This is a genomic window from Streptomyces gilvosporeus, from assembly GCF_002082195.1.
GTDB lineage: Bacteria > Actinomycetota > Actinomycetes > Streptomycetales > Streptomycetaceae > Streptomyces > Streptomyces gilvosporeus.
This window is the reverse complement of record NZ_CP020569.1, coordinates 3891258-3907433: the sequence shown is the minus strand read 5'-3', so window position 1 is coordinate 3907433 and position 16176 is coordinate 3891258. Positions and strand designations below refer to the sequence as shown.

Annotated in this window: 12 protein-coding genes, 1 tRNA gene and 1 riboswitch; of the genes, 11 read left to right on the top strand and 2 right to left on the bottom strand. The window is 71.3% G+C overall.

What is annotated here, in order from left to right:
• Positions 1–29: 29 nt before the first annotated feature.
• The 10 genes from B1H19_RS17150 (at position 30) to B1H19_RS17105 (ending at position 11965) form a co-directional block, all read left to right on the top strand.
• Positions 30–905 (top strand): LysR family transcriptional regulator, encoded by an 876-nt coding sequence (locus tag B1H19_RS17150; RefSeq protein ID WP_083105562.1) that lies wholly within the window; start codon positions 30–32, stop codon positions 903–905.
• Between the two features lie 66 nt (positions 906–971).
• A complete protein-coding gene (locus tag B1H19_RS17145; RefSeq protein WP_083105561.1) occupies positions 972–2291 on the top strand; it encodes a cytochrome P450 family protein in 1320 nt (439 codons plus the stop codon).
• 261 nt (positions 2292–2552) lie between these two features.
• Positions 2553–3602 (top strand): transglycosylase family protein, encoded by a 1050-nt coding sequence (locus B1H19_RS17140; protein WP_335755936.1) that lies wholly within the window; start codon positions 2553–2555, stop codon positions 3600–3602.
• Positions 3603–3865: 263 nt separating this feature from the next.
• Positions 3866–4039: riboswitch (cyclic di-AMP (ydaO/yuaA leader) on the top strand.
• A gap of 3 nt (positions 4040–4042) precedes the next feature.
• Positions 4043–4687 (top strand): transglycosylase family protein, encoded by a 645-nt coding sequence (locus tag B1H19_RS17135; RefSeq protein WP_083105559.1) that lies wholly within the window; start codon positions 4043–4045, stop codon positions 4685–4687.
• Positions 4688–5031: 344 nt separating this feature from the next.
• Positions 5032–6321: a phosphopyruvate hydratase gene (gene eno, locus B1H19_RS17130; RefSeq protein WP_083105558.1), complete on the top strand. Its 1290-nt coding sequence runs from the start codon at positions 5032–5034 to the stop codon at positions 6319–6321.
• Positions 6322–6521: 200 nt separating this feature from the next.
• On the top strand, positions 6522–6992 hold the full coding sequence (locus B1H19_RS17125) for an FtsB family cell division protein (RefSeq protein WP_083105557.1): 471 nt from the start codon (positions 6522–6524) through the stop codon (positions 6990–6992).
• An 80-nt stretch (positions 6993–7072) separates the two neighbouring features.
• A complete protein-coding gene (locus B1H19_RS17120; RefSeq protein WP_083105556.1) occupies positions 7073–7642 on the top strand; it encodes a DUF501 domain-containing protein in 570 nt (189 codons plus the stop codon).
• Entirely contained in the window at positions 7639–8580 is a 942-nt protein-coding gene (locus B1H19_RS17115) for a Ppx/GppA phosphatase family protein (RefSeq protein WP_083105555.1), read from the top strand. Before B1H19_RS17120 ends, B1H19_RS17115 begins: the two co-directional genes overlap by 4 nt.
• Positions 8581–9033: 453 nt before the next feature.
• Complete coding sequence (locus B1H19_RS17110; protein WP_044363281.1) at positions 9034–10422, top strand: NAD(P)/FAD-dependent oxidoreductase; 1389 nt, start codon at positions 9034–9036, stop codon at positions 10420–10422.
• Between the two features lie 232 nt (positions 10423–10654).
• Positions 10655–11965, top strand: a complete 1311-nt coding sequence (locus B1H19_RS17105) for an SAM-dependent methyltransferase (protein ID WP_083105554.1) — start codon at positions 10655–10657, stop codon at positions 11963–11965.
• 72 nt (positions 11966–12037) lie between these two features.
• Here the strand turns inward: B1H19_RS17105 and B1H19_RS17100 are convergent, their stop codons facing one another.
• The gene (locus tag B1H19_RS17100; RefSeq protein ID WP_083105553.1) at positions 12038–14584 is read right to left on the bottom strand and encodes an ABC transporter permease; all 2547 of its coding nucleotides are present in this window, start codon (positions 14582–14584) and stop codon (positions 12038–12040) included.
• A gap of 51 nt (positions 14585–14635) precedes the next feature.
• Positions 14636–15418 (bottom strand): ABC transporter ATP-binding protein, encoded by a 783-nt coding sequence (locus B1H19_RS17095; RefSeq protein WP_083105552.1) that lies wholly within the window; start codon positions 15416–15418, stop codon positions 14636–14638.
• 421 nt (positions 15419–15839) lie between these two features.
• Here B1H19_RS17095 and B1H19_RS17090 point away from each other — a divergent pair.
• A tRNA-Leu gene (locus tag B1H19_RS17090) sits at positions 15840–15921 on the top strand.
• Positions 15922–16176 lie beyond the last annotated feature (255 nt).

Here is a 16176-nt window from a genome sequence, read left to right as displayed (position 1 = left end):
AGAGATGGATGGCACTATCGTGGGTCGGCATGGAGCTTCAGCAGATGCGTTATGTGGTCGCGGTGGCCGAAACCGGCGGCTTCACCCGGGCCGCCGAGCGCTGCCATGTCGTGCAGTCCGCGCTGAGCCATCAGATCGCCCGGCTGGAGAAGGAACTCGGCGCGCGGCTCTTCGACCGGACCAGCCGCAGCGTCCGGCTGACCGCCGCGGGGGAGGCGTTCGTGCCGGTCGCCCGGCAGGCGTTGCAGGCGGCCGAGCGGGCGCGGGCGGAGGTGGAGGCGGCGACCGGCGAGGTGCGCGGGCGGCTGGCGGTGGGGGCGATTTCCGCGGTGACGGCCGTCGATCTCGCCCATGAGCTGGGTGTTTTCCGTGCCCGCTACCCCAAGGTGCGGATCGGGCTCCAGATGGAGATGAGCGATGCGCTGATCGGGAAGGTGCGGGAGGGGGCGCTGGATGTGGCCTTCGTGGGGCTGGTGCCCGGCGCCCGTACGACCGGTGTGCGGGAGAAGGTGCTGGCGCGGGGCGAACTGGTCGGGGTGGTGGCGCCGGACCACCCGCTGGCCGGGCAGGAGTGGACCTCGCTGTCGCGGCTGGCGCGCGAGGTCTTCGTCGATTTCGCGGCGGGGTCGGCGGCCCGCCGGCAGCGCGACGAGGCGTTCCGGGCGGCGGGGCTGACCTCGGAGGTGGCGTTCGAGGTGACGACCACGGAGTTTCTGGCGAACCTGGTGCGGGCGGGGCTGGGGGTCGGGATGGTGCCGGAGGCGCTCGCCTCAGAGCTGCCGGGGCTGAGCACGGTGCGGGTGCGGCCCGCGCCGGAACGTACCGAGCGGGTGGTGTGGAGCGCACTGGGGCCGTCGCCGGCGGCCGCGGCTTTTCTGGAGGGGCTGGGGGTGGATCCGGGGTAGCCGGGGGCGGGCCCGCGGGGTTTACGGGGCGGCGTACGCGCAGGGCGCACGGGTTACCGTCGGGAGGTGCACGACACGCCAGATGCCACCACCCCCGCCACAGGCTGCCCCGTCGGCCGCCCCGACCTCTTCACCTGGGAGTTCGCCGCCGACCCGTACCCCGCGTACGCCTGGCTGCGCGAGCACGCGCCGGTGCACCGGACCGCGCTCCCCAGTGGCGTGGAGGCGTGGCTGGTGACCCGTTACGGGGATGCGCGCCAGGCGCTCGCCGACGCCCGACTGTCCAAGAACCCGGTGCACCACAGCGAGGCGGCCCACGGCAAGGGCAAGGTCGGCATCCCCGGCGAGCGCAGCGCCAACCTCATGACGCATCTGCTCAATATCGACCCGCCCGACCACACCCGGCTGCGCCGTCTGGTCTCCAAGGCGTTCACACCGCGCCGGGTCGCGGCCTTCGCCCCGCGCGTCCAGGAGCTGACCGACCGCCTGATCGACTCCTTCGCGGCGAAGGGCGAGGCCGATCTGATCCACGAGTTCGCGTTCCCGCTGCCCATCTACGCGATCTGCGATCTGCTCGGCGTCCCGCCCGAGGACCAGGACGACTTCCGGGACTGGGCGGGGATGATGATCCGGCACGGCGGCGGGCCACGGGGCGGGGTCGCCCGGTCGGTGAAGAAGATGCGCGGCTATCTCGCCGAGCTGATCCACCGTAAGCGCGAGACCCTGGAGGCCACCCCCGCCCCGGACGAGGACCTCATCTCCGGCCTGATCCGCGCCTCCGACCACGGCGAGCACCTCACCGAGAACGAGGTCGCCGCGATGGCCTTCATCCTCCTGTTCGCCGGTTTCGAGACGACCGTGAACCTGATCGGCAACGGCACCTACCAGCTGCTGCGGCACCCCGCCCAGCGCGAGCTGCTGCACAAGTCGATCGAGGCGGGTGAGCATGACCTGCTCGCCACCGGCATCGAGGAACTGCTGCGCTACGACGGCCCGGTCGAGCTGGCGACCTGGCGGTTCGCGACCGAGGACCTGACGCTGGGCGGGCAGCGGATCGCCGAGGGGGACCCGGTCCTGGTGGTGCTGGCCGCCGCCGACCGCGACCCGGCACGCTTCGCCGATCCGGACGTCCTGGACCTCACCCGCCGTGACAACCAGCACCTCGGCTACGGGCACGGCATCCACTACTGCCTGGGCGCCCCGCTCGCCCGGCTGGAGGGGCAGACGGCCCTCGCGACGCTGCTGACGAGGCTTCCGGACATCCGACTTGCCGCGGAAGTGGCCGATTTGCGCTGGCGCGGCGGGCTCATCATGCGCGGACTGCGGTCCCTGCCGGTGCAGTTCACTCCGGAAGAACCGGCGGCGGGCCCGGCACAGCGGCTCTGACCAGCGAGGGAACGCAGGGTGACGGTCCATCGGAAGCGTGACCTCCGCGTGATCTCGGCTACACCGACTTGTGACTACCTGTGACTCGGGCTACGTTTCGACCCACGATTCGCCCACCGGTTCGAGCTGCGCGGCCCGACCGCGCCGCCCGGCGGGCGCCTCGGACAACTCAACCGCTGGTCGAAAGGCAACCGCATGCGCTCCGGGAACGGCCGACACCGTCGCCCCCGTCAGGCACCGGCCCTCATAGTCGCGGCGGGCGTGACCGCGTCCGGCATGGCTCTGCCGCTGTTCGCCGCGAGCGGCGCCCAGGCCGCCGACGCAACGACCTGGGACAGAGTCGCCCAGTGCGAGTCCGGCGGCATGTGGAGCGCGAACTCCGGCAACGGCTTCTACGGTGGGCTCCAGCTGACCCAGGAGATGTGGGACCACTACGGCGGCAGCGCGTACGCCGAGCGCCCGGACCTCGCCAGCCGCGCCGAGCAGATAGCCGTCGCCGAGTCCCTCCTGCACGACCGCGGCCCGGACACCTGGCCCAGCTGCGCGGTCAACGCCGGGCTGACCCAGCACGGGCACGCCCCGGACGTCGACCCGGGCAGCACCCCCACCCCGCGGCCGGAGCCGACGGGGCGCGGCGACGACTCGGGGGACCAGGGCGGCCCGTCCGCCGACCCGTCCGACGGCGGTGCCACCGACGGTCAGTCCGCCGACCCCTCCGCCGACCCTTCAGGCGACGCCTCCGCGGACCCGTCCCACGGCGGCGCCGACGAGGGCCAGTCCGGCGACCCGTCCGACGGCCCGTCCGCGGACCCCTCGGGCGATCCCTCCGGCGCCCCCTCGACCGACCCCTCCGATGGCGCTTCCGACGGGGCGACGCCGTCCCCCTCGGCCCCCGACACCACGGACCCGTCCCACCCGGCCGGCGACGGCAGCCGGACGGACGGACCCGACAGCCCCGAGCCCAACCCCGCCAAGGGCCGGCACCGCCGCGACACGGACCCCGGCCAGGACGGCAAGGGCAAGGGCGAGGACGGCAAGGGCGACTCCGGCACCGGCCGCCCGGGCCGCCACGCCTCCCGCGGCGGCGACGCGCACCGCACGGGCCCCGGCGGGGGTCACCGTGCGGATCCCTCCGCGCCCGCCGACGGCTACACCGTCCGGTCCGGTGACACCCTGTCAGGCATCGCCGAGGCCCACCATCTGTCCGGCGGCTGGCCCGCGCTCTACGACCGCAACGAAAAGGCCGTCGGGGCCGATCCGGACCTGATTCACCCAGGTCAGCTGCTCGATCTCGGGCACGCGGCAGGGTAGTTACCGGCGGTTCGTCCCATTTGGCGAAAGTGAGACAAGCGTCTCCTTCCGGGGTGCGGTGTCCGGCTCGTCCGCCGGATGCCGCACCGCCCCCGCACCGCGGCCGACCTGCGGAAACAAAAACCCCACATGATCAAAAACGGTCAACTTGGTTCAGATAGTGGGGTTTGAACGCCAACGCGGTTATTGCTTACGGTCGGGACCGCTCGCCAAAGCGAGCCCTTTGATCACTCGCCGAATCCTGCCGGTGGTCGAAGGCACATGACGCGCAAGCGCCGTAGGCAGGAGCGGGGGACCCAAGGTAAGCGCCGGCCCCACCCGTGAAAGCGGGTCAACCGGCTTGGGGTGAAGCCGCGTGTGCGCAGCAGCGCGCACCGGCCGGGCCACTCACAGCCCGAACCCGACAGCTCACCTCGTAGGCGTCGGTGAGGAAACGAACCATGCTGAACAAGGGCAAGCACCGTCGTCCGTCCAAGGCCGTCCGCATCGCCACCCTCGCCGGTGTCGCCGGTGCCGCCGTCGCCGTCCCGATGATGGGCGCCACCTCCGCCAACGCCGCCTCCGTCGCCACCTGGGACAAGGTCGCCCAGTGCGAGTCCGGCGGCAACTGGTCGATCAACACCGGCAACGGCTACTACGGCGGCCTCCAGTTCTCGAACTCCAGCTGGGCCGCCGCCGGTGGCACCCAGTACGCGGCCCGCGCCGACCTGGCCACCAAGGACCAGCAGATAGCCGCCGCCGAGAAGCTCCTCGCCATCCAGGGCCCGGGCGCCTGGTCCTGCGCCGGTGCCGGCAACCTGACCGCCGGCGGTCCGTCCCCCGACCTGAGCACCTCCGGCAAGGCCGAGGTGAAGAAGGCCCCCGCGCCGGCCCCGAAGCACACCGCCAAGCCGGCCCCGAAGCAGGCCCAGCCGGCCCCGAAGCCGTCGCACGGCACCGGCACCTACACCGTCAAGGCGGGCGACACCCTCGCCAAGATCGCCAAGGCGCACGGCACCAACTGGAAGGCCGTCTACGCCGACAACAAGTCCGTCATCGGCGGCAACCCGAACCTGATCTTCCCGGGCCAGAAGCTCAGCATCTGAGCCATCCCCTCGTAGGGACCCCGGGACCCGGGACACACCGGGAAACCGGGACGCCGGGACACCGGACGGCCCCGCCCGGCGCGCACTCCCCCCAGCGCGCCGCGGCGGGGCGTTTCCGTACGCCCCGCGGCCCGCCCCGTTCGCCGCCTCGCCCGCCCCGCGCCGACCAGCGGGTTCCAGCGGTTTTCCCCGTTCAGCGAACAATGCCGCCAAACCTCCCGTGAACTGCGTCTTTGGGCTCGTTGTTCGGTAATTCCGTCCCACGGAGCGGGCCGACGGCAGGCGGATCTCCCCGGGGCCGTTAGGCTCGTGCTGCAACTCCAGACACCCATGAAGGAGACAACGTGCCGTCCATCGACGTCGTCGTAGCCCGCGAAATTCTCGACTCGCGAGGTAATCCCACGGTCGAGGTCGAGGTCGGCCTCGACGACGGCAGCACCGGCCGTGCCGCCGTGCCGTCCGGTGCCTCGACCGGCGCCTTCGAGGCCATCGAGCTCCGCGACGGTGACCCCAACCGCTACCTGGGCAAGGGCGTGGAGAAGGCAGTCCTGGCCGTCATCGAGCAGATCGGCCCGGAGCTCGTCGGCTACGACGCGACCGAGCAGCGGCTGATCGACCAGGCGATGTTCGACCTGGACGCCACCGACAACAAGGGCTCGCTCGGCGCCAACGCCATCCTGGGCGTCTCCCTGGCCGTCGCGCACGCCGCCTCCGAGGCCAGCGACCTGCCGCTGTTCCGCTACCTGGGTGGCCCGAACGCGCACGTCCTGCCCGTCCCGATGATGAACATCCTCAACGGCGGTTCGCACGCGGACTCCAACGTGGACATCCAGGAGTTCATGATCGCCCCGATCGGCGCGGAGTCCTTCTCCGAGGCGCTGCGCTGGGGCGCCGAGGTCTACCACACCCTCAAGAAGGTCCTGAAGGCCAAGGGCCTGGCCACCGGCCTGGGCGACGAGGGCGGCTTCGCCCCGAACCTGGGCTCCAACCGCGAGGCCCTGGACCTGATCCTGGAGGCCATCAAGGAGGCCGGTTACGCCCCCGGCCAGGACATCGCGCTGGCGCTGGACGTCGCCGCCTCCGAGTTCTACAAGGACGGCAAGTACCAGTTCGAGGGCAAGGACCGCTCGGCCGCCGAGATGACCGAGTACTACGAGGAGCTGGTGGCGGCCTACCCGCTGGTCTCCATCGAGGACCCGCTGTTCGAGGACGACTGGGCCGGCTGGAACGTCATCACCGAGAAGCTCGGCGCCAAGGTCCAGCTCGTCGGCGACGACCTCTTCGTCACCAACCCCGAGCGCCTCGCCCGCGGCATCGAGGAGAACTCCGCCAACGCCCTCCTGGTCAAGGTCAACCAGATCGGCTCGCTGACCGAGACCCTCGACGCCGTCGAGCTGGCCCAGCGCAACGGCTTCAAGTGCATGATGTCGCACCGCTCCGGTGAGACCGAGGACGTCACCATCGCCGACCTCGCCGTCGCCACCAACTGCGGCCAGATCAAGACCGGCGCCCCGGCCCGCTCCGAGCGCGTCGCCAAGTACAACCAGCTGCTGCGCATCGAGGAGATCCTCGACGACGCGGCGGTGTACGCGGGCCGCTCGGCCTTCCCCCGGTTTCGCTCCGCGAACCAGTAGGCACAGCGCTCCGCGAACCAGTAGGCACAGCGCTCCGCGAACCAGTAGGCACAGCGCTCCGCGAACCAGTAGGCACAGCGCTCTGCGAACTGAGCACAGCAAGGGCTGATCGCTAGCCAGTCAGTCTGCCTGCGTCCCCGGCACCGGTCCCGTACCGTTGCCGGGGACGTACCTGCTTCAGCCACTGGAGGGAAGGCGACGTGCCCGCGGACCGGTTCTCGACCGCGACCCGACTCAAGGCGCTCGGCGAACAGGCGGCCGCCCGGGTCTACCGCGCCCGCCGGCCCCGCCGCAGCCGCCTCACCGGCCGCGCCGCGCTGCTGGCCCTGGTGGCGTGCTCGCTGGTCGTCGCGCTCGCCTGGCCGATAAAGCAGTACATCTCGCAGCGCTCGGACATCGCCGCCCAGCGCCGCAAGGCCGAGCACGCGGCCCGGATGCTGAACGAACTGCGCGACCAGAAGGCCCGCTGGCAGGACCCCGCCTATGTGAAGCAGCAGGCCCGCCGTCAGCTCCACTACGTCCTGCCGGGCGAAACCGGCTATATCGTCCAGGACGGTTCCGGCGACGCCCCCGTGAAGCGGACACCGCGGGCCGCGCGGCGTCCCTGGTACGAGACCCTGTGGGCCGGTGCGGACGAGCCGGTCCGGTCGAACCGGCCGGGCCGACGCTAGAGCCGCCGTACTGTCGAGAGCGGGGAGCGCCCTCCCCGCCCTCGCCCTCCCCGCCATCCACCTCACCACCGAAAGCGCACATGGACACCGCCCCGCCCCAGACCGAGCCCACCGAGCCGACCGCCGCGGACATCGCCGCCTTCAAGGAGCAGCTGGGCCGCCCGCCGCGCGGCCTGCGCGCCATCGCGCACCGCTGCCCGTGCGGGCAGCCGGACGTCGTCGAGACGGCGCCCCGCCTGGAGGACGGCACGCCCTTCCCCACGCTCTACTACCTCACCTGCCCGCGTGCGGCCTCCGCGATCGGCACGCTGGAGGCCAACGGCGTGATGAAGGAGATGTCCGAGCGGCTCGCGACCGACCCGGAGCTGGCCGCCGCCTACCGCGCGGCCCACGAGGACTACATCCGGCGCCGGGACGCCATCGAGGTGCTGGCGGGCTTCCCGAGCGCGGGCGGGATGCCCGACCGGGTCAAGTGCCTGCACGTCCTCGTCGGCCATTCGCTCGCGGCCGGTCCCGGCGTCAATCCGCTGGGCGACGAGGCCATCGCCATGCTCCCGGAGTGGTGGCGCAAGGGCCCGTGCGTGAGCCCCTGCCAGGACGGCGCCGAGACCGCCGACGCCCCCGAAGGATCCGAAGGAGACGCCAAGTGAAGCGGGTCGCCGCCATCGACTGCGGTACGAACTCCATCCGGCTGCTGGTCGCGGACCTGGACCCGGAGTCCGGTGAGCTCAAGGAGCTGGACCGCCGGATGCAGATCGTCCGGCTGGGCCAGGGCGTCGACCGGACCGGCCGGCTGGCCCCGGAGGCGCTGGAGCGCACCTTCGCCGCCTGCCGCGAGTACGCCGCCCTCATCAAGAGCCTCGGCGCCGAACAGCTGCGCTTCGTGGCCACCTCCGCGTCCCGCGACGCCGAGAACCGCGAGGACTTCGTCCGCGGCGTGGTCGACATCCTGGGCGTCGAGCCCGAGGTGATCACCGGCGACCAGGAGGCCGCGTTCTCCTACCACGGCGCCACCAGGGAACTGGAGGGCCGCGACGACGTTCCCCCGCCTTATCTGGTCGTGGACATCGGCGGCGGCTCCACCGAATTCGTCCTGGGCAACGCGGAGGTCCGGGCCGCCCGCTCGGTCGACATCGGCTGCGTCCGGATGACCGAACGCCATCTCGTCCACGAGGGCAGCGTCACCGACCCGCCCGCCCCCGAGCAGATCGCCGCCATCAAGGCCGATATCGCGCGGGCCCTGGACCACGCCGAGGAAGCGGTGCCGCTGTCCCAGGCCACCACCCTCGTCGGACTGGCCGGATCCGTCACCACCGTCGCCGCCCTCGCCCTGGGCCTCGACCGCTACGACTCCGCGGCCATCCACCACTCGCGCATCCCCCTCGCCCAGGTGCGCGCCATCACCGAGGGCCTGCTCGCCTCCACACACGCCGAACGCGCCGCCAGCCCCGTCATGCACCCGGGCCGCGTCGACGTCATCGCCGCGGGCGCCCTCGTCCTGCTGTCGATCATGGAACGGGTGGGCGCCGAGGAGGTCGTGGTCAGCGAGCACGACATCCTGGACGGCATCGCCTGGAGCCTCGTCTGAGGCTCCGGGCGGCCGCGCCGAAACGGCCGCAACGCCCTCTGACGCCGCGGCTTTTGAGCGGGACGAACGCCGTCTGAGCGGCTATCAGGGGGCTTTGGAGGCGGTGCGGCAAGGGTCCGGGAAAAAAGTTCGTGAAATCCTTCACATGAAAAAACCGCCTCAGGGCTGAAGATCTCGGCCGCGAGGCCCTCATTCGAAGGTCCTACGTCCGCTCGACCCGGACGATGGGCGGGCGCGGGCGTGTTACGGGCGGGCTTCCATGGGGTGTCCGGGGCCTGGTCCAAGGCCCGCAATCCCTGATCAGCGGGGTGCTCAACGCCTCGCGATACACCGTGGTTCCCGTTCCGCGCTATGGCGTCGGTCACGAAGCCGGCGGAGTGTAGCAGACACCCCTGAGGGTCTTGTGAAGGGGCTCACGAGCGACCCCCCATGTGGGGGTGGATACTCGATTGCATGAGCACCACGGAGCGTCCCAGGATCCTCGTAGTAGGCGGTGGGTACGTAGGCCTGTACGCAGCTCGGCGCATCCTCAAGAAGATGCGCTACGGCGAGGCGACCGTCACGGTCGTCGACCCGCGGTCGTACATGACCTACCAGCCCTTCCTCCCCGAAGCCGCCGCCGGCAGCATCTCCCCCCGGCACGTCGTCGTCCCGCTGCGGCGCGTCCTGCCCAAGGCGGAGGTCCTCACCGGCCGGGTCACCACCATCGATCAGGACCGCAAGGTCGCCACCGTCGCCCCGCTGGTCGGTGAGGCGTACGAGCTGCCCTTCGACTACCTGGTCATCGCGCTGGGTGCGGTCTCGCGCACCTTCCCGATCCCCGGCCTGGCCGAGAACGGCATCGGTATGAAGGGTGTGGAGGAGGCCATCGGCCTGCGCAACCACGTCCTGGAGCAGCTGGACAAGGCCGACTCCACGACCGACGAGGACGTCCGCCGCAAGGCGCTGACCTTCGTCTTCGTGGGCGGTGGCTTCGCGGGTGCGGAGTCCATCGGCGAGGTCGAGGACATGGCCCGCGACGCCGCCAAGTACTACAAGAACGTCAAGCGCGAGGACATGCGCTTCCTGCTGGTCGACGTCGCCGACAAGATCCTCCCCGAGGTCGGCCCCAAGCTCGGTGCCTACGGCAAGGAGCACCTTGAGGGCCGCGGCGTCGAGGTCTACCTCAAGACCGGCATGGACTCCTGCGTCGACGGGCACGTCAAGCTGAACAACGGCCTCGAGGTCGACTCCAACACGATCGTGTGGACCGCCGGCGTCAAGCCCAACCCGGCGCTGGCCCGCTACGGCCTGCCGCTGGGCCCGCGCGGCCACGTGGACACCGCCGCCACCCTCCAGGTGCAGGGCACCGACTACATCTGGGCCGCGGGCGACAACGCCCAGGTTCCGGACATGGTCGGCCGCAAGAACGGCAACGAGAACGCCTGGTGCCCGCCGAACGCCCAGCACGCGCTGCGGCAGGCCAAGGTCCTCGGCGACAACGTGATCTCCGGTATGCGGGGCTTCCCGCAGAAGGAGTACAGCCACGCCAACAAGGGTGCGGTCGCCGGTCTGGGCCTGCACAAGGGCGTCGCGATGATCGTCATGGGCAAGGTGAAGATCAAGCTCAAGGGCCGTCTGGCCTGGTACATGCACCGCGCGTACCACGGCATGGCGATGCCGACGTTCAACCGCAAGATCCGGGTCTTCGCCGACTGGACGCTGGCGATGTTCCTCAAGCGTGAGGTCGTCTCGCTCGGCGCCATGGAGAACCCCCGCGAGGAGTTCTACGAGGCGGCCAAGCCGGCCCCCGCCCCCGCGGCGGCTTCCTCCGGCGACAAGCCGAAGGCCAAGGCCAGCTGATTTCACGGTCGGGTACTCCGGCCGGCCCGAAGGGCGTCCGCCATCCGTGGGGCGGGCGCCCTTCGGCATGCCCGGGGGCGTGTCCGCACTGGCGCAAAGCGGCCCTTGTGCGGTTCTCTTACGTGCGAACGGGACTAAATGGGCGGCCATTTGGCGTTTACGTGGCGGGTGAAACTTCTTCGCCCGACCGGCCGGATGGCCGGGTGCCCACTCGTGAACACGGAGGTGCGACATGGCCGACGCCGCTGGACGGCTCACCAAGCTCGCCGAGGAGGTGCTGGGGGCCCGTCTCCCGGTCCGTATCCGCGCCTGGGACCGCAGCGAGGCCGGCCCGCCGGGGGCACCCGTACTCGTCGTCCGCAACCGCCGGGCGCTGCGCCGCCTGCTGTTCAAGCCCGGTGAGCTGGGCCTGGCCCGCGCCTGGGTGGCCGGCGACCTCGATATCGAAGGCGATCTGTACGAGGCACTGGGCCTGCTCGCCGGGATGATCTGGGAGAGCCCGGAACCGGCCGCCCCGCCGCAGCGGGCCGCCGCCCTCCGCGCCCTGTTCCGCCCGGAGGTCCGCGCCGCGGCCGGGGAGATACTGTCCCTGGTCGGGCTTCCCCTGCCGCCCGCGCCGCCCGCCGAGGAGGCGCGGCCCCGCCGCGGTCCGCTGCACACCCTGCGCAGCGACCGGCAGGCCATCAGCCACCACTACGACGTCGGCAACGACTTCTACGAGCTGGTGCTGGGCCCGTCGATGGTCTATTCGTGCGCGTACTGGGAGAGCCCGCAGGCCACCCTGGAGGAGGCCCAGCGCGACAAACTCGACCTGATCTGCCGCAAGCTCGGCCTGAAGGAGGGCCAGCGGCTGCTGGACGTGGGCTGCGGCTGGGGCTCGATGGTGCTGCACGCGGCCCGCACCTACGGCGTACGGGCCGTGGGCATCACCCTCTCCGAGGAGCAGGCGGCCTACGCCCGTAAGCGCGTCGCCGACGCCGGGCTCACCGACCGGATCGAGATCCGGGTGCAGGACTACCGCGAGGTCCGCGACGACCCGTTCGATGCGATCTCCTCCATCGGGATGGCGGAGCATGTCGGCCGGGCCCGGTACGCGGAGTATGCGGGCGTCCTGTACGCCCTGCTGCGGCCCGGCGGGCGGCTGCTCAACCACCAGATCGCGCGGCGGCCGCTGGCCGACGAGGAGACCTACCGCGTCGATGAGTTCATCGACCGCTATGTCTTCCCCGACGGTGAGCTGTCGCCCGTCGGGCGGACCGCCGGGGCCCTGGAGGACGCGGGCTTCGAGGTGCGCGACGTGGAGGCGCTGCGGGAGCACTATGCGCTGACGCTGCGGCAGTGGGTCGCCAATCTGGAGCGGCACTGGGACCGGGCGGCGCGGCTCACCTCGCCGGGCCGGGCGCGGGTGTGGCGGCTCTACATGGCCGCCTCGGCGCTGTCGTTCGAGCGCAACCGCATAGGGGTCAACCAGGTGCTCGCCGTTCGCACGCCGGAGGCCGGGGAGTCCGGGATGCCGCTGCGGGCGCGGGACTGGCGGGCCTGACGGGGGCGGCGCCGCAGTACGAGGGCCCCGGGACCGTGCCTGGTCCCGGGGCCCTCGGCCGCTGCTCCGCCGCTACTCCGCCTTGATCGCGGCCAGCATGTTCAGCCGTGCCGCCCGCCGCGCCGGCCACAGCGCGGCCAGGACGCCGACCAGCGCGGCCACGCCCAGGAACAGGCCCATCCGGCCCCACGGCAGCACCAGTTCGTACGTCGCCAGTGAGCCGGCGATCAGCTCACCGGCCGCCCAGCCGAAGAACACGCCGAGGCCGATGCCGAGCACCCCGCCGAACAGGGAGATCACCAGCGACTCCAGGCGCACCATGCGCTTGATCCCGCGGCGGTCCAGGCCGATGGCGCGCAGCATGCCGATCTCCTGGGAGCGTTCGAAGACCGACATCGCCAGGGTGTTGACGACGCCGAGGCAGGCGACGATCACGGCCATGGCCAGCAGCCCGTAGAGCATGTTCAGCATCAGGCTGAACATCTGGGCGATGCCCTCGGAGACGTCCTTCTTGTCGGCGATGGAGATCGCCGGGTTCTTGCCGAGCGCCTTGACCAGCGCGTTCTTGGAGGCGTCGGTGGCGCCGTCCTTGGTCTTGACCATCACCTGCATATCGGTGGGGTGCTGCTGGTGCGGGGCGAGGGTGGCGTTGTCCAGGATGATGCCGTTGAGCATCTCGTTGCCCCGGTAGACGCCCGCGACGGTCAGCGTGCCCTTCTTGCCGTCCTCGTAGGTCACCGGGAGCCGCGAGCCGACCGTCCAGTGCTTCTCCTCGGCGGTGGCCTCGTCCACCACCGCCCGGCCGCCGTGCAGGGTGCCCAGCGAGCCGTGGCGGAAGTCGAGGCGGGTCAGCTTGCCGAAGTCGGCGCCGTTGACGCCGGTCAGATACTCGGTGGCGGCCGTGGCGCCGGTGCCGATACGGGACGGGGCGTTGCGCAACGGGCTGGAGGCGGTGACCTCCTTCAGGCCGGCGAGCTTGGTCGCCACATCGGGGGAGAGGGGCGTACGGCTCGCCATGGAGACGACATAGTCGGCCTTGAGCGCGTCGGTGGCCATCTTGTCGATGCCCTTCTGCACGCTGCCCGCTATCACGGTCATGCCGGTGATCAGGGTGAGCCCGATCATCAGGGCCGAGGCCGTGGCGGCCGTACGGCGCGGGTTGCGCAGGGCGTTCTGCCGGGCGAGCCGGCCGGAGATCCCGAAGGCGCGCAGGACGGGCGCGGCCAGCGCGATCAGCGGGCGCGACAGCAGCGGGGTCAGGATGAACACCCCGATCAGCAGCAGCACCGCGCCGCCGCTCATGACGGCCTTGCCGTCGGCCATACCGGTGGCGACCAGCACCCCGGCCGCTCCGGCCCCGGCGAACAGCGCGCCGATGGTGTTGCGGACCACCAGGGATCTGGTCGTGGCGGTGGCGTGCACGCTGTTCATCGCGGCCACCGGCGGGATCTTCGCGGCGCGGCGGCCCGGCAGCCAGGCGGCCAGCACGGTGACGACGATGCCGACGGCCAGGGAGGCGACGATGGTGGACGGGGAGATCACCAGCGGGCCGTCGGGCACGGTCGCGCCCGTGGCGCTCATCAGGGACCGCAGCCCGGCGCCGATGCCGATACCGGCCGCCAGCCCCGTCGCCGCGGCGAGGGCGCCCACCAGGAGCGCCTCCAGCAGCACCGAGCGGGTCACCTGGCGGCGGCTGGCGCCGACGGCGCGCAGCAGCGCCAGCTCCCTGGTGCGCTGGGCGACGAGCATGGTGAAGGTGTTGGCGATGATGAAGATGCCGACGAAGAGCGCGATACCGGCGAAGGCCAGCAGGCCGGTCTTCATCCCGTCCATGCTCTGGGAGATCATCTTCGCCTGGTCGTCGGCGAGTTGCTTTCCGGTGGTGGCCTCGGCGCGGCCCTTGGGCAGCACCTTGTCCACCGCCGCCTTCAGGGCGCTCTGGGAGGTGCCCGCCGCGGCCTTGACGTCGATCTCGCTGAATCCGCCGGACGTGGCGAACAGTTGCTGGGCGGTGTGCGTGTCGAACAGCGCGAGGCTGCCGCCGGCCGCGACCGTACCGTCGTCGGTGGTGAAGACGCCGGTCAGCTTCTGCTCGCGGACCGGTCCGTCGACGGAGATCCGTACGGTGTCGCCGACCCGGTAGCCGGCCTTGTCGGCGGTGTGCGCGTCCAGCGCGAACTCGTGCGGGCCCTTGGGGGCGGTGCCGTTGCGCAGCGGGTAGCGGGCGTCCTTGCCGTCGGCGCCGGGGAAGTAGTTGCCGCCGCGGGTGGAGAATCCGTTGCCGATCAGCTTGCCGGCCTTGTCGGCGACGGCGGTGAAGCCGGAGACGGTGCCGGTGGCGGAGGCGGCGCCGGGCACGCGGGAGACCGCGTCCAGCAGCTTCTGGTCGAGCCGGGGGCCCGCGCCGGGCGCGCCGCCGCGGTCGTCCTGGGCCCGCGGCTGGATGGCGACGTCGACGCGGTCGAAGCCCTTCTGGGAGCTCTTCTGGAACGCGTCGGAGAGGGTCGAGGTGAAGACCAGGGTGCCGGCGACGAAGGCCACGCCGAGCATCACGGCGAGCACGGTCATCAGCAGCCGGGCCTTGTGCGCAAGCACATTGCGCAGGGCGGTGCGGAACATGAGTGGGTCAGTCCTGGGGGAGTGGTCCGGAGTACGGGTGGCTGCTGAGGGTCAGCTGGTGCGGCCCTTGGCGTCGAACGCCTTCATGCGGTCGAGCACCGCGTCGGCGGTCGGGTCGGCCATCTCGTCGACGATCCGGCCGTCGGCCAGGAAGACCACCCGGTCCGCGTACGAGGCGGCGACCGGGTCATGGGTCACCATCACCACCGTCTGCCCCAGCTCGCGCACCGAGTTGCGCAGGAAGCCCAGGACCTCGGCGCCGGAGCGCGAGTCGAGGTTTCCGGTCGGCTCGTCCGCGAAGATGATCTCGGGCCGGGAGGCCAGCGCGCGGGCCACCGCGACGCGCTGCTGCTGGCCGCCGGAGAGCTGGGCGGGGCGGTGCTTGAGGCGGCCGCCCAGGCCGACGGTCTCCACCACGCGGTCGAGCCAGGCGCGGTCCGGCTTACGGCCCGCGATGTCCATCGGCAGGGTGATGTTCTCCAGCGCGGTCAGCGTGGGCAGCAGGTTGAACGCCTGGAAGATGAAGCCGATCTTGTCGCGCCGCAGCTGGGTGAGCTTCTTGTCCTTCAGCCCGGTCAGCTCCATCTCGCCGATCCGGGCCGAGCCGCCGGAGATCGAGTCCAGTCCGGCCATGCAGTGCATCAGCGTCGACTTGCCGGAACCGGACGGGCCCATGATCGCGGTGAACTGGGACTGCCGGAAGGCGACGGACACGGCGTCCAGGGCGACCACCTGGGTCTCGCCCTGACCGTAGACCTTGGTGAGATCCGTGGCGCGGGCGGCCACCGCGGTGGCGCGGGTGGCGGTGGCGACGCCGGAGAGGGTGGTGGTCACGGGGTGGAGCTCCTGTCGGGACGAGGGACCATCGGGTCCGCGGCGGCCGGGCGGGCCGGGTGATGCGGACCTTTCCATCGTGGGACAGGACTCCGGTGCGAACGTCAACCCCTGTGACCGTCCTGGGGCCAGCCCTGGGGCGTACGGGCCCCCTGTGCCGGTCATCCCTGGGGAGGAGACGGACCCTGAGACGGCCCGCCGAAGGGGGACGTCGAGTTTCCGTCAATTCGGGCCTGAATTCCCTTGCGCCGATGCTTCGCCAAAGGCGGGCCTCAGGCATGTGCCGTAGGCGTGTACCGGCTACTGATGCTCCCTCAGTTGCCAATAAAATAAGACAACCTCGGGGTGAGTGGCCGATGGGCGTGGTGTGCTGCGGGCTACGCTCGTGCTGCCCTCTTTGAGGTGGCATGGGGGACCCCAGGCCCGGGTGGTGGAATGCAGACACGGCGAGCTTAAACCTCGCTGGCCTACGGGCCGTGCCGGTTCAAGTCCGGCTCCGGGCACAGCGCACATTCCTTTTATTTGAACATTCGACCGAACGCAATTCTCGCATGCCGCACCGGTGAACGGAATCCCGGATTCCGCGGGCGTGAGCGGCGGTTGGGCGGCCGGCCGGCGCCTCATCGGCCGATGCGGGAGAAGCGCCGGATGTCGCTATGCGGCCAATGCTCCCGACTGCCAACTCTTCGCCGTATTCGGGAAGTTGACACCCCGTGTTGACGTCCCGTGCTGACGCCGCGTGTTGACGCCTCGTACGG